The following is a 14,097-nucleotide window of genomic DNA, read 5'->3' on the forward strand; positions in this document are numbered from 1 at the left end:
CTGTCACACAGCTTGTCTATAACGCCGCTACCGCGGACTTGCGCAAGGCCACCGGTTCCGAGCTTTCAAAAAGGAAATAGGGATTATGTCGAAACTTAAAAACTTCATTTCGGCTGCTACTGCCGGCGTCATGAGCGTCGCTTTGGCGATGCCGGCCGCTGCTGCTCCGACCAAGTTCGATTTCTGGTTTGGCCTTTCGGGCGACCTGGAACGCGTCGTCCAGACGCTCTGCAAGAACTTCAACGATTCCCAGAAGGATTATGAAGTTTCCTGCATCAGCCAAGGCAATTACGACGCCGCGCTGCAGAACACCATTGCCGCCTTCCGCGCCAACAAGCAGCCGACGATCGTCCAGGTCTATGACGTCGGCACCGCCACCATGATGCTTTCGGGCGCCTACTACCCGGTCAGCAAGCTGATGTCCGAAAACGGCTACAAGGTTAAGTGGGACGACTATTTCCCGGGTATCGCCCGCTACTACGCCACCTCCAAGGGCGAACTGCTTTCCTTCCCGTTCAATTCTTCGACCGCCCTGCTCTACTGGAACAAGGACGCCTTCGCCAAGATCGGCAAGACCGCCGCTCCGAAGACCTGGGAAGAAGCTGCCGAAGATATGAAGGCGCTCAAGGGCGCCGGCTATGATTGCCCGATGGCGATCAACATCTCCGGCAATGAAAGCTGGCAGCTGATGGAACAGTTCTCTGCCATCCACGACCAGCCGGTTGCCACCAAGAACAACGGCTATGACGGCCTCGACGCCCGCCTGACCGTCAACAAGACGAAGTTCGTCAAATACGTAACGGACCTCAAGAGCTGGTACGACCAGGGCCTCATCAAGATCAAGTCCAAGGACCTCGGCCAGGACATGGTTCAGGCCTTCGCCGCCGGCGATTGCCAGATGATCATGACCTCGGTCGGCGACCACGGTACGGTCGGCAAGACGCAGAAGGCCGGCATGAACTGGGATGTCGCCGAGCTCCCGGTTTACGCCGGCACCGAGCGCAAGAACTCGCTCGTCGGCGGCGCGTCGCTCTGGGTCCTCTCCGGCAAGTCGGCTGACGAGTACAAGGGTGCCGCAGCGTTCCTCGACTTCATCGGCAAGCCCGAAACCGCTTTGTTCTGGTCCACCAACACCGGCTACATCCCGGTCAAGAAGTCCGGCTTCGACTTCATGAAGTCCTCCGGTTTCTATGACAAGGCTCCATACAAGGGCCGCGAAGTCGCTATCGCCAGCCTGACCGCTTCCGAGCCGACCCCGATCACCCGCGGCGTCCGCCTCGGCAACTTCACGCAGATCCGCGCCGAATTCGGCAACCAGATGCAGGCCATCTTCGCCAATAAGGTCAGCGTCCAAGAAGGCATCGACAACCTGGTCAAGAACGGCAACGCCGTCCTCGACCGCTTCGAAGCCACCTACAAGGGCAAGCAGCTGCCGTAAGCAGCGCAAGCTCGCGACAGACAGCGTCCGCCGGGAACCCCGGCGGACGTTCGTTATGAGAGCAAGCGTGGCATCGGGATACCAAGCCGGAAGAGACAATGGAAAAGCGTATAACTTTCAGCAAATGGAGCGTCGGCATTCTATTCGCGGTGCCGCAGCTGCTCCTCATCTTCACCTTTTTCTATTGGCCGGCCGGTCAGGCGGTCTTCTGGTCACTGACGCTGCAGCAACCCTGGGGCGGCGGCAACATCTGGGTCGGTCTCGACAATTTCAAGTCCATTCTTGCCAATGCCGACTATTGGAACTCAGTCACGATCAGCATCATTTTCGCGGCCATCAGTACCACTATTTCCATGGGGGCCGCGCTGATACTCGCGGCTCTGACCGACCGGCAGCTGAGAGGCTCAAAATTCTATCGCGTGGTGCTGATCTGGCCCTACGGCATCGCAGCTCCCGCGTCGGCAATGGCCTTCCGCTTCATCCTGGCGCCCGAAGCAGGCTTCATGTCCGTCGTCAATCACTATTGGCCAGGCTTCTGGGACCCGGGCCTCGATGGCACGGCCGCGATGGCATCGATCATCGCCGCTTTCTCCTGGAAATATATCGGCTACAGCTTCATCTTCTTCCTCGCAGCCTTCCAGAGCATTCCCCGCTCTCAGATCGAGGCGGCTGCTATGGACGGCTCGGGCGTGCTTCGTCGCTTCTGGGATATCCAGCTCCCATTGATCACACCGACGATCTTCTTCTTGCTGGTCATCAACATCACCGAGAGCTTCCAGGATTCCTACGGCGTGGTCGACATTATGACCTCCGGTGGCCCGCACAACTCAACCAATCTCATGGTCTACAAAATCGTTTTCGACGGCTTCAAAGGCCTCGATTACTCAGGTGCGGCGGCGCAGAGCATTGTCCTGATGTTGCTGATCATCGTGCTTACCGTCTTCCAGTTCCGCTTCATCGAGAAGCGCGTGCATTACCGTTGAGGCCGACATGATCGAGCGCACACCCATTCTTAATTTCTTCACGCACCTGATCCTGTTCATCGGCTTCGTAGTCGCGGTGGGGCCCTTGGCCATCGTTGCCATCGCCGCGTCCCACAATCTCGCCGACGTCAACAAAGTGCCGATGTCACTGGTCCCCGGCTCAGACTTCTGGGCCAACATGCAAACAGCCTGGACGACTGCCAATCTCGGCCCCAAGCTGCTGAACAGTTTCATTTTCGCTGGGGGTGTCGCGATAGGAAAGGTGTTCATTTCGGCGATCACCGCCTTTTCGCTGGTCTATTTTCGCTATCCGGGCCGCCATTTCATTTTCTGGCTGATCTTCATAACGCTAATGCTGCCGCTCGAAGTGCGTATCGTGCCGACCTACGCAGTCGCGGCGAACGTCCTATCGCCCTTTCAAGGGCTTCTCGACATCACCGGCGTCACCTGGCTCATTCAAAAACTCACAGGCATCGAGGTCTCGCTGAATCTCGGCCTGCTCAACTCCTACCCTGGTCTGATCTTGCCATCGATCGCGACGGCGACGGGCACGTTCCTGTATCGCCAGTTCTTCCTGACGATACCGGATGAGCTGACGGAGGCCGCTCGCATGGACGGCGCTGGAGCGCTGCGTTTCTTCATCGACGTCCTCATACCGTTGTCGCGCACAAACATGGCCGCGCTCGGCACTATCATGTTCCTATGGGCCTGGAACCAGTATCTGTGGCCGTTGCTGGTCACAACAGATCCGGCATATATGACTGCTGTGATCGAGCTCAAATCGCTCATCCCGAACGTCGGTGGCCTTCCGGAGTGGCATATCGCCATGGCCGGTACGCTGATCGTCATGATCCCACCGCTTGCCATCGTCGTGCTGATGCAGCGTTGGGTGGTTCGCGGCGTGATCGCCACCGAGAAGTGACCTTGCTAACCTGCCGCGCGGCATTTGTGAGCGCGGCAGTTTTTTAACGAGAGCATATCGATCTGCATCGTGCAGTAACATCCCGAGCTAGACCGAGCCTTCTCTCCTCTTTGTAACAGATCAAAACCCATGATGCATCGACTTGGCTCCCGTCCGATGCCTTGCAATGCCTGCTTTCGTGTCATTGCCCGCAATCGCCGCCGGCTGACATTCCACGGGATATCCGCTCGTGAGCGGTCTCTGCCATCGGCAAGCTCCGTCGACCTACACAAATAAAAAGCCCGGAAGTCGGGAAAACTTCCGGGCTCAACTACTGAAAATTTATGTTTGAAATCAGCTCGCCAGCACCTTGAGCGGCGTGACGGAGGCAACGGCGTCTAGCCGCAGCCCGGTATCCTGGGCAAATAGATGCGTGTGCTGCTGCGGCAGTTCCAGCGCTACCGACTGACCGGTCTGGCCCGTCGTATGATCGGCAACGGCGACGGCAAAGCTTGAACCGTTGATATCGCAATGGATGACGCGGCCGGCACCGAGTTCTTCGACGAAATCGACCGTTGCCGGGATAGCACCGAGCGTGCCGGCAGGAACGAGGCGTGCATGTTCCGGCCGGATGCCGAGGGCGACCGGCTGGCCGGCATGGCGCTTGCCGATGTTGGCGTCGATGGCGATCGGAATGCCGTCGAAGATGAATTGCTCGCCATTGGCCGCGAAGGTGCCTTCCAGGAAATTCATGGCCGGAGAGCCGATGAAGGAACCGACGAAACGGGTGCGCGGCGTGTTGTAGACCTCGAGCGGCGTGCCGACCTGCTCGACATTGCCCTTGTACATGACGACGAGCTTGTCGGCGAGCGTCATGGCTTCGACCTGATCATGCGTCACGAAGACCGATGTTGCCGACAGGCGCTTGTGCAGCCGGCGGATTTCGACGCGCATCTGCACGCGCAGCTTGGCATCGAGATTGGAAAGCGGTTCGTCGAAGAGAAAGACCTTCGGCTCGCGGATGATGGCACGGCCCATGGCGACGCGCTGGCGCTGACCGCCGGAGAGTTCGGCCGGCTTGCGAGCGAGGAAATCCTCGAGGCCGACGATCTTGGCGGTTTCCTTGATGCGGCGATCACGCTCTGCGCGCGGCACGCCGGCAACCTTGAGCGCATAGCCCATGTTGGCGGCGACATCCATGTGCGGATACAGCGCGTAATTCTGGAAGACCATGGCGCAGCCGCGCTCACGCGGCTCGAGCTTGTTGACAACCTTGCCGTCAATAATGATCTCGCCCGAGGTGATGTCCTCAAGGCCGGCGATCATGCGCAGCAGCGTGGACTTGCCACAGCCGGAAGGTCCGAGGATGACGACAAATTCGCCCGATCGGAAATTCAGGTCGACGCCATGAACGACCGGGTTGCGTCCATAGGCCTTGCGAACTTGTTCGATGCGGATTTCCGCCATTTTAATCTTCCCCGCCTGTCCATTCTCGGCACGTCAATCGGGTGGACTGCTAGCGAATTTGCATTACAGAACAGTGACAAGCATTCCTATATCATAAGCGGCATCCAGTTTTCCTTACGAGAGTTGCGTGTGGCATCCGCTTATGTAACGCGCGGTAGTGGAACCATTTGACGGCTGGCACCGTATAAGGGTTTTCGCCTTTATAAGACATGCGAGACACAACAGAGGATGGGCGATCGGCCAGGACCATGACGACACCGACAAAAGAGCCGAGCCCCGTTCTCCTATGGTTTCGCAAGGATCTCCGCCTCGACGACAACCACGCGTTACAGGCGGCGGCAACTTCAGGCCGCGCGGTAATTCCCGTCTATATTCGCGAGCCGGGCGTGACGGAGCGCGGGCCGCTTGGCGGAGCGCAGGAATGGTGGCTACATCATTCGCTCGCCGCCCTGCAAACCGCCCTCGATGGCCTCGGGAGCAGGCTTATCCTCCGCCAGGGCAATGCGCTGACGGTGCTCGAAAAACTTATTGAGGAAACCAAGGCTGAGGCCGTCGTCTGGAACCGTCGATACGACCCGGCCGGGATCGACGTGGACACCCAAATCAAGAAGGCGTTGCGGAGCAAGGGTATCGAGGCCAACAGCTTTGCCGGCCAGCTGCTGCATGAACCGACACGCCTGCGCACGGGCGCAGGCGACCATTACAAGACTTACACGCCCTTCTGGCGCGCATTCGAGCAATCCGGCGAACCGCCGTTTCCGATAGAAGCGCCGGCAAAGCTCCTCGCACCCGGCCGCTGGCCGCAATCGGACACGCTCGCCTCTTGGTCAATGCTGCCCACCAAGCCGAACTGGGCATCAGAATTTACGGACATGTGGAAGCCGGGCGAAGCCGCGGCGCAAGAGAAGGTGAAGGACTTCATCGATGGCGCCATCGATGATTATGCGGTCGGCCGCGATTTTCCGGACAGACCGGCAACCTCCCTGCTCTCGCCGCATCTGGCGCTCGGAGAGATTTCGCCTGCCCGTATCTGGCATGCGACGCGCCGACTGGCCGACAATATCGCCAAGGATAACGTCGTCCGCTTCCGCAAGGAGCTGGTCTGGCGCGAATTCTGCTATCATCAGCTCTTTCATTTCCCGAAGCTCAGGACAGAAAACTGGAACGATCGCTACGATGATTTTCCCTGGCTATCCGATACCAAGCTGCTCACAAGCTGGCAGCGCGGGCAAACCGGTTATCCGATCGTCGATGCCGGCATGCGGCAGCTTTGGCGCCATGGCTGGATGCATAATCGTGTCCGCATGATCACCGCTTCCTTCCTGATCAAGGATCTGCTGATCGACTGGCGTGACGGGGAAGCCTGGTTTCGCGATACGCTCGTTGATGCCGATCCGGCCGCCAATACGGCAAACTGGCAGTGGGTTGCGGGCTCCGGCGCCGATGCCTCGCCGTTCTTCCGCATCTTCAACCCGGTGCTGCAGGGCGAGAAATTCGATCCGGAGGGCGGCTATGTCAGGACCTTCGTGCCGGAGCTAGCCACCCTCCACCGCAAATATATCCATCGGCCGTTCGAGGCGCCTGATGACGTGCTCAAGCGTGCGGGCATAGAACTCGGCAAGCACTATCCTCGGCCGATCGTCGATCATGCCATGGCGCGGCAGCGCGCACTCGCCGCCCATGCATCGCTCAAAGATGGCGGATAGGCGCTATTCGGCCGGATGCGCGGTTATGCGCGGCCCTACCGATCTGCGCTTGCTGCCGCTCCCGAGAAAATACCTGAGCGCCTTGAAATAGAGGCCGTAGGGCAGCAACTTCAACAGTTTTGCCCGATAGACCAGGCTCTTCGGGAAACTGATGTCGAAGGATGGGGATTTCAATCCGGCGGCGATCGCATCAGCCGCCTGCTGTGCCGACACGATATCAGGCATCACGACCTTGTTCTGTGCCGTCAATGGCGTGTCGACATAGCCTGGAGTTATGAGCTGGATGTGGATGCCCATGCGGTCGAGCTCGAAGTTCAGGCTTTCGGCCATGTTGATCAGTGCGGCCTTGCTGGCCCCATAGGCCGCACCGCCGGGAAGTCCGCCATATCCGGCAACGGAAGATACAAGGGCAACCTGGCCATATCCCCGAGCCCGCATATGCCGCACCGCCGGAACGAGACAATTGACGACACCGTGAAGATTGACGGCAAAGCTGCGCTCGAAGACTTCGTGATTGAGGTCTTCTCCCCGGGCTGGCAGATAAATCCCGGCATTCAAAACTGCCAGAGCAACAGGGCCATGCTGGTATTCGATCGCGGCGACAGTGTGCTCCATATCCTCCGTGTCGGATACATCGCCATCGAGCACGACGATGCTGCCGGCAAGCGCGCTGGCCTCTGCCTGCAGCGCCAGAAGCTTATCGTGGCTGCGAGCCGTAACGGCAACCTTATATCCCTCTTCAGCCAGTTTCAGCGCAAGCGCGCGGCCGATACCGGAACTGGCGCCGGTGATCCAGACCACTCCATGTTCAGGACGTGCGATGAACGGGCTCATGGCTCTTCTCCTTGGCTGGCGGCCGCCTACATCAAACGCTTTCAACAGCGACCGTCGTGGCATTTTAGAAATAGCGTATCATTGTGGCCGCTTTCGGCCAGACTGACGGCTTCATCGGGAAAACAATGTCACCAATTGGAGACTGCGGGCTTGGATGAAAGAGAGAGGCCAAGAGACCCGCCAAGTCGAATTTTGCGAGGCAAAGGAGTAGCAAGGAACAGAATTTCTTGCCTATGCCGCCTTGTGAAGGGAAAAGACCGTTCTTACAGTAGTTGCGAACAGAAGGCAGATTCCGATGACCGTCCATCCCTCCGTCCTAGAAGCAATTGGCAATACGCCGTTGATCAAGCTCAAGGGCGCCTCAGAGGCGACGGGCTCGACCATTCTCGGCAAGGCCGAATTCCTGAATCCCGGTCAATCGGTGAAGGATCGCGCCGCGCTCTACATTATTCGCGATGCCGAGAAAAAGGGGCTACTGAGGCCGGGCGGCGTCATCGTCGAGGGTACGGCCGGCAATACCGGTATCGGCCTGACGCTGGTTGCCAAGGCACTCGGCTACCGTACCGTCATCGTTATTCCTGAGACACAGAGCCAGGAAAAGAAGGATGCGCTGAAGCTGCTCGGCGCCGAATTGGTTGAGGTTCCCGCCGTTCCCTACAAGAACCCGAACAACTATGTGAAGGTTTCGGGCCGGCTGGCCGAACAGCTCGCAAAGACCGAGCCGAACGGCGCGATCTGGGCCAACCAGTTCGACAATGTCGCCAACCGTCAGGCCCACATCGAGACGACCGCCAAGGAGATCTGGGCCGACACCAACGGCAAGATCGACGGCTTTATCTGCTCGGTTGGCTCCGGCGGCACGCTGGCGGGCGTCGCCATGGGGCTGCATGCCTTCAACAAGGACATCAAGATCGGCATTGCCGACCCGGAAGGTGCCGCGCTCTATGAATTCTACAAGAATGGCGAGCTGAAATCCTCCGGCTCCTCGATCACCGAAGGCATCGGCCAGGGCCGCATTACGGCGAACCTGGAAGGTTTCACGCCCGATTTCGCCTATCAGGTCACCGATGCCGAGGCACTTCCTTACGTCTTCGATCTGGTTGAACACGAGGGCCTGTGCCTCGGTGGCTCTACGGCCATCAATATTGCCGGCGCGGTTCGTCTCGCCAAGGATCTCGGTCCCGGGCATACGATCGTGACCATCCTGTGCGATTACGGCAATCGCTATCAGTCCAAGCTCTTCAATCCCGACTTCCTGAAGTCGAAGGGTTTGCCGCTGCCAAGCTATTTGGAAAAACGGGCTGAAATCGCCGTCCCATACGAAACAACAGCGTGATCATATGACCGTCCATGCCCTTTATCGTGACGATTTCTATCTCTCGACTGCGGAAGCCGTCGTCACCGCGATCCACGAAGATGGGGGCATCGAGCTCGATCAGACCTGCTTTTACGCAACCTCAGGCGGCCAGCCGGGTGATACAGGTTTCCTGGAGCGCGGCGACGGCTCTAGGATCATGCTCGGTCAAACGAAGCATGGGCCGATCAAGGACATCATCATCCATGTTCCACTCGAGGGCCAGCCATTGCCCATCGTGGGCGAGAAGCTGGTGCTGCACATCGACTGGGCGCGGCGCTACAAGCTGATGCGCATGCATACGGCCTGCCATCTTCTTTCGGTGGTCTGCCCCTATCCGATCACGGGCGCGGCAGTCGGCGAAGATGAAAGCCGCGTCGATTTCGACATGAGCGAGACGATCGACAAGGATGAAGTAACGGCGAAATTGATGGCGCTCGTCAACGAGAACCATCCCGTCTTCGTCCGGTGGATCACGGATGAAGAACTGATTGCCAATCCCGGTATCGTCAAATCCAAGAATGTGCGCCCGCCAATGGGCCTCGGTCGTGTCAGCCTTGTCTGTATCGGCGAGGATTCGGCCATCGACAGCCAGCCTTGCGGCGGCACACATGTGTCGGAAACGCAGGAGGTCGGCGCGATCCACATCGCCAAGATCGAGAAGAAGGGCAAGGAAAACCGCCGCTTCCGCATTCGCTTCGGCGCGCCGACCGACGAGAATTGACCGGGCAAGCGCCTATATCTCGATATCAAGACCAATAAACCATAGCAGGGAGTGATCATCATGGCAGCGGACAAGAGCCGTTTCGTCGTATCCGCCGACTGGCTGCAGGGCGAGCTGGGTGCCAAGGACCTGCGCATCCTCGACGCATCCTTCTATCTGCCGGCACAGAAGCGCGATGCCGATGCCGAATATGCCAGTGGCCATATTCCCGGCGCCATCCGCTTCGATCAGGACAAGATCGCGGATCATTCGACCAACTTGCCGCATATGGTCCCCTCGCCCGAATTCTTCGCGTCCGAAGTCGGCAAGCTCGGCATCAGCGAGAGCGATCGGATCGTGATCTATGACGGTCCGGGCCTGTTTGCTTCGCCGCGCGTCTGGTGGCTGTTCCACATCGTCATGGGTGCGCCGAATGTCTTTGTACTCGACGGCGGCCTGGACGGCTGGAAGGCCGAAGGGCGGCCGCTGGAGACGACGACGCCCAGCTTGGCGCCGGCAACGTTCAAGCCTAAGTTCAACGGCAGCCGCGTCGTCTCGTTTGAAGAGATGCGAGAAATCGTCGACAGCCATTCCGTGCAAATCGCAGATGCCCGCAGTGGCGGCCGTTTCGCAGCGACCGAGCCAGAGCCGCGCGAAGGCATGCGCTCGGGCCATATGCCGGGCGCGAGAAGTCTGCCATCCGACGTCTTTGCTACGAATGGCAAGTTCAAGTCGCTACCGGAATTGAGGGAAACCATCTTGAAGGCCGGCATCGATCTCGACAAGCCTGTGGTGACGACCTGCGGGTCCGGCATTACCGCCGCCATCATCACGCTGGCCCTCGAATCCCTCGGCCACGGTAACAATAAGCTCTATGACGGCTCATGGTCGGAATGGGGCAGCCGGGCGGATACGCCCATCGTCACCGGTCAAGATTGAGCATCATAGCCGTGAAGACGCCCTCCTCCATCAAGGTTCATATCACGCGCCTGGAAATGACCGCGCCGCCCAAGACAAGTTTGCCGGTGCCGGTCAATATCCAGACTGCGATCATGCGGGCGCCCGGCATTCCGCTGCCCTTCTATCGCTATCTCTACCGACAGGTGGGTGCGCGCTGGCACTGGGTAGAGCGTCTGCGCCTCTCCGACGAGCAATTGGCCGCTATTCTTCACGACCCGCGCAACGATATCAGCGTGCTTTACGTCAATGGCGCGCCGGGTGGATTCTTCGAATATTTCCGCCAGGACGAGGAAACGATCGAGCTCAGCCATTTCGGCCTCATCGAACACGCACTCGGCCTCGGTATCGGCAAATGGTTCCTGCTGCAATCGCTCTACGCCATATGGACGCTGAACCCGCAACGGATCATCACGACGACAAACAATCTCGATCATCCCAGGGCATTACAGCTCTATCAGATGTTCGGCTTTTCGCCGATTTCGACGGGCGAAGGCATCGTCCGGCCGTTGAGTGACAAGGAACTGCTTGAGCTCGCCAAGAAGAGCTAAGGGTTCGCTTTCGGCAGGAATCGGGTGGCTTCGGTTCTTGTTCGGGCGCATCACATGGCAAGTCTCGAAAGGAGCTTTGCCATGCCTTCCATCGCTTTTGCAGCCATGCCCACCTCCGATGCCGAAGTTCTGTGGAACGGCGGCGTCGATGCCTATGGTCACCGGCCAGAGACCGTGATTTCCGATGGCCCCGGCCATCCCTGCCGCCACTGCCTGCGCAATATCGATGCCGGCGAGGAGCTGTTCGTCTTCGCCTATCGCCCCTTCCCGGAATTGCAGCCCTATGCGGAGACGGGACCTATCTTCCTGCACAAGACGCCATGTCAGCGCTACGAAGCAGAAGAAATCCTGCCGCCGGTGCTGACGACCAGCAAGGATTTCATCGTGCGTGGTTATGGCAAGAACGACCGCATCGTCTATGGGAGCGGTGCTGTGACGCCGACCGGCGATATCCCAACCTATGCAGCTTCGCTGCTTGAGCGTCCCGACATAGCCTATGTCCATGTCCGCTCGGCCCGCAACAATTGCTACCAATGCCGGATCGATAAAATAGGAGCGCCGGCATACGCGGATGCCGGCGCCTCCATCTGACGTGCGCGCGATGGGCTTTACGCGACGTTCAGAATGCTTTCGGGTGCAACGGCTTCATAGCCGAGCGCCTCGGCGACTGGCCGGTTGGTGATGCGGCCCTTGTGGACATTGAGGCCATTGCGGAGGTGCTTGTCTTCCGCGATGGCGCGCAGGCCACGATCGGCCAAGGCGAGACCGTGATAGATCGTGGCGTTGTTGAGCGCATGCGCCGAGGTGACGGGAACCGCGCCCGGCATGTTGGCGACGCAGTAGTGCACGACACCTTCCACCACAAAGGTCGGATCGGAATGGGTCGTTGCATGCGAGGTTTCGAAACAGCCGCCCTGGTCGATGGCAACATCGACGATAACAGAACCCTTCTTCATGCCCGACAGCATTTCGCGCGTCACCAGCTTCGGCGCGGCGGCGCCGGGGATCAGCACGGCACCGATGACGAGATCGGCGGAAAAGACCTCTTCCTCCAGAGCCTGGATGCTGGAATAGCGCGTGTGAACGCGGCCGTTGAAGATATCGTCCAACTGGCGCAGGCGCGGCAGCGAGCGATCGAGGATGCTGACGTCGGCACCGAGGCCGGCCGCCATCTTGGCCGCATGCAGGCCGACGACGCCGCCGCCGATGATCGCCACCTTCGCCGGCAGCACGCCGGGCACGCCGCCGAGCAGGATACCGAGACCGCCATTGGCCTTCTGCAGAGCGGTTGCACCCGCCTGGATCGACAGGCGGCCGGCGACTTCGGACATCGGCGCCAGCAGCGGCAGGCCGCCGCGCTCGTCGGTCACGGTCTCGTAAGCAACAGCGGTCACGCCCGAGGCGAGCAAGCCCTTGGTCTGTTCCGGATCAGGGGCCAGATGCAGATAGGTGTAAAGAAGCTGGCCTTCGCGGAGCTGTGCCCATTCCGAGGGCTGCGGCTCCTTGACCTTCACGATCATGTCGCACTTCTCGAAAATATCCTTGGCGCTTGCGGCGATCTTGGCGCCGGCAGCCGCATAGGCGTGGTCATCGGCACCGATGCCGGCACCGGCCTTTGTCTCGACCCAGACTTCGTGGCCATGGGCGACATATTCGCGAACGGACGCCGGCGTCAGCCCGACGCGGTACTCGTGGTTCTTGATTTCCTTGGGGCAGCCAACGCGCATTTCATTCCTCCTCGAATGCTTTTGCGTCTTTCATTTTGTCCAAGGGAAATCAGACCACCTCCGCCCCGCAATGTCCTTGCAAAGACGATTTGCGCTGCAGTCATTTTTCGTGATTTATTGCGCAAATAGGAATTTCTTCGAAAGATCTTCGAATGTCCGACCTCGATGCCATCGATCATTCGATTCTGCGGATGCTGCAGCAGAATGCCAGGATCACCAATGCGGAACTGGCCGAGAAGGTCGGTCTTTCCCCCTCCGCCTGTTCACGCCGGCTCGACATCCTGGAAAAGAGCGGCGTCATCGACGGCTATCACGCGCATCTCTCGCACAAGGCGCTTGATTACAAGATGATCGCCTTCGTGCACATCTCGCTATCCGGTCAGTTCGCTAAGACGCTTTCGGAATTCGAAACGGCGGTGAAGCGCTGCCCCAACGTGCTCTCCTGCTACCTCATGTCGGGGGAATACGACTACATACTCCGGGTCGCCGCGCGGGACCTCGAAGACTATGAGCGCATCCATCGCGACTGGCTCTCCGCCCTGCCCCATGTCGTGAAGATCAATTCCAGCTTTGCACTGCGCGAGATCATCGACCGGCCGAATGTCGGCTTGTGATCTTCGTCAGCACATATCCAGCAGCAATGCGCGATGATCGGACACCTCTGGCTCCGCGACAGGATCGAAACGGATGACCTCGACATTCGATGTCACGAGCATGTAGTCGGCAAAACGCGGCTGCTTCTTATAATGCGAGGTGCGCGTGTCGTCATGTCCCCGTGAAGTGACGAGATCGACAAGCCCCAGGCTGCCGAGGATCTCGAAGGTCTCGCTATCCGGCAGCACGTTGAAGTCACCGCAAACCACCAGCCGATCGCCCTCTTGCCGAACCTGGCGAATGATCTCAACCAGCGCTTGCGCCTGATGGCGCCGGGCCGGCGTATCGCCCTTGCCTTCCAGATCCCGAAGGCCATGCATATGAGCAATGGTGACGGGATAGCCGCGCTCATAGTGGAAAAGGCGGATGCAATGGGCATTGCGGGAGCGCGGATGCGGTCCATAGCCATCAGCAGAAAATTCGCCGTGAACGAAACCGGCTCCCTGGCCGATGATCGGATAGGTTCTGCGCACGAAGGTTGCCATTCCGAATTCAGAGTCCAATCGCGTGTCACCGTCGAAGAGATCGCCTCGCGCGACGGGGAGGAAGAAGGCATCATAAGCCGGCAAAGCAGCTTTCAGCTCCTCGAAAAGATTGGCACGCTGCGGAAGCTCGATTCCGTGATCGCGATAAACCAGCCATTCGGATTGTGCGTTGTGTGTGCGGACCACTTCCTGCAGGCACAGAACATCCGCCTCGACATCGACGAGATAGGGTATCAATGGCTCATGCAGCCGCCCGCCCCATGCATTCAAAGAAACGATACGCATATCCCGCACCTCTCATAGTCACATGGCCGATCGCAGCGGCCATCTCGATACG

At 59.2% G+C, this 14,097-nt stretch carries 14 protein-coding genes; 10 read left to right on the forward strand and 4 right to left on the reverse strand.

Annotated elements, in window-relative coordinates:
* Positions 1–85: 85 nt before the first annotated feature.
* The 3 genes from FBZ99_RS02760 to FBZ99_RS02770 all read left to right on the forward strand — a co-directional run bounded on the left by FBZ99_RS02760 (position 86) and on the right by FBZ99_RS02770 (position 3,343).
* Complete coding sequence (locus FBZ99_RS02760; RefSeq protein WP_113352634.1) at positions 86–1,438, forward strand: extracellular solute-binding protein; 1,353 nt, start codon at positions 86–88, stop codon at positions 1,436–1,438.
* A gap of 98 nt (positions 1,439–1,536) precedes the next feature.
* Positions 1,537–2,421 (forward strand): ABC transporter permease subunit, encoded by an 885-nt coding sequence (locus tag FBZ99_RS02765; RefSeq protein WP_113352635.1) that lies wholly within the window; start codon positions 1,537–1,539, stop codon positions 2,419–2,421.
* 7 nt (positions 2,422–2,428) lie between these two features.
* Positions 2,429–3,343: an ABC transporter permease subunit gene (locus FBZ99_RS02770; RefSeq protein WP_113352636.1), complete on the forward strand. Its 915-nt coding sequence runs from the start codon at positions 2,429–2,431 to the stop codon at positions 3,341–3,343.
* Positions 3,344–3,676: 333 nt separating this feature from the next.
* On the opposite strand, the gene FBZ99_RS02775 is transcribed toward FBZ99_RS02770, so the two are convergent.
* Positions 3,677–4,789: a sn-glycerol-3-phosphate import ATP-binding protein UgpC gene (locus FBZ99_RS02775; RefSeq protein WP_113352637.1), complete on the reverse strand. Its 1,113-nt coding sequence runs from the start codon at positions 4,787–4,789 to the stop codon at positions 3,677–3,679.
* 248 nt (positions 4,790–5,037) lie between these two features.
* Between FBZ99_RS02775 and FBZ99_RS02780 the strand changes: the two genes are divergently transcribed.
* A complete protein-coding gene (locus FBZ99_RS02780; protein WP_113352638.1) occupies positions 5,038–6,495 on the forward strand; it encodes a cryptochrome/photolyase family protein in 1,458 nt (485 codons plus the stop codon).
* Between the two features lie 3 nt (positions 6,496–6,498).
* Here the strand turns inward: FBZ99_RS02780 and FBZ99_RS02785 are convergent, their stop codons facing one another.
* Positions 6,499–7,329 carry an SDR family NAD(P)-dependent oxidoreductase gene (locus FBZ99_RS02785; protein WP_113352639.1) on the reverse strand — a complete coding sequence of 277 codons (831 nt, stop codon included), beginning with the start codon at positions 7,327–7,329 and terminating at the stop codon, positions 6,499–6,501.
* 295 nt (positions 7,330–7,624) lie between these two features.
* On the opposite strand from FBZ99_RS02785, the gene FBZ99_RS02790 reads away from it, so the two are divergent.
* From FBZ99_RS02790 to FBZ99_RS02810, 5 genes are all read left to right on the forward strand, one after another.
* Positions 7,625–8,665, forward strand: a complete 1,041-nt coding sequence (locus FBZ99_RS02790; protein WP_113333507.1) for a cysteine synthase A — start codon at positions 7,625–7,627, stop codon at positions 8,663–8,665.
* A 4-nt stretch (positions 8,666–8,669) separates the two neighbouring features.
* Positions 8,670–9,407, forward strand: a complete 738-nt coding sequence (locus FBZ99_RS02795) for an alanyl-tRNA editing protein (RefSeq protein ID WP_113352640.1) — start codon at positions 8,670–8,672, stop codon at positions 9,405–9,407.
* A 60-nt stretch (positions 9,408–9,467) separates the two neighbouring features.
* On the forward strand, positions 9,468–10,325 hold the full coding sequence (sseA, locus tag FBZ99_RS02800; protein WP_145631290.1) for a 3-mercaptopyruvate sulfurtransferase: 858 nt from the start codon (positions 9,468–9,470) through the stop codon (positions 10,323–10,325).
* Positions 10,280–10,894 carry a GNAT family N-acetyltransferase gene (locus FBZ99_RS02805; RefSeq protein ID WP_145631801.1) on the forward strand — a complete coding sequence of 205 codons (615 nt, stop codon included), beginning with the start codon at positions 10,280–10,282 and terminating at the stop codon, positions 10,892–10,894. The genes sseA and FBZ99_RS02805 overlap by 46 nt, the downstream gene beginning before the upstream one ends.
* An 81-nt stretch (positions 10,895–10,975) precedes the next feature.
* Positions 10,976–11,485: a DUF1203 domain-containing protein gene (locus tag FBZ99_RS02810; RefSeq protein ID WP_145631292.1), complete on the forward strand. Its 510-nt coding sequence runs from the start codon at positions 10,976–10,978 to the stop codon at positions 11,483–11,485.
* A gap of 17 nt (positions 11,486–11,502) precedes the next feature.
* Here FBZ99_RS02810 and ald read toward each other — a convergent pair whose 3' ends face one another.
* Entirely contained in the window at positions 11,503–12,621 is a 1,119-nt protein-coding gene (ald, locus tag FBZ99_RS02815; protein ID WP_145631293.1) for an alanine dehydrogenase, read from the reverse strand.
* A gap of 152 nt (positions 12,622–12,773) precedes the next feature.
* On the opposite strand from ald, the gene FBZ99_RS02820 reads away from it, so the two are divergent.
* Entirely contained in the window at positions 12,774–13,235 is a 462-nt protein-coding gene (locus FBZ99_RS02820; RefSeq protein ID WP_075852386.1) for an Lrp/AsnC family transcriptional regulator, read from the forward strand.
* A gap of 6 nt (positions 13,236–13,241) precedes the next feature.
* Here FBZ99_RS02820 and FBZ99_RS02825 read toward each other — a convergent pair whose 3' ends face one another.
* Entirely contained in the window at positions 13,242–14,045 is an 804-nt protein-coding gene (locus tag FBZ99_RS02825) for an endonuclease/exonuclease/phosphatase family protein (protein WP_145631295.1), read from the reverse strand.
* Positions 14,046–14,097: the final 52 nt, after the last annotated feature.

Origin of the sequence: Rhizobium sp. ERR 1071 (genome assembly GCF_007828675.1) — a bacterium.
GTDB lineage: Bacteria > Pseudomonadota > Alphaproteobacteria > Rhizobiales > Rhizobiaceae > Rhizobium > Rhizobium dioscoreae.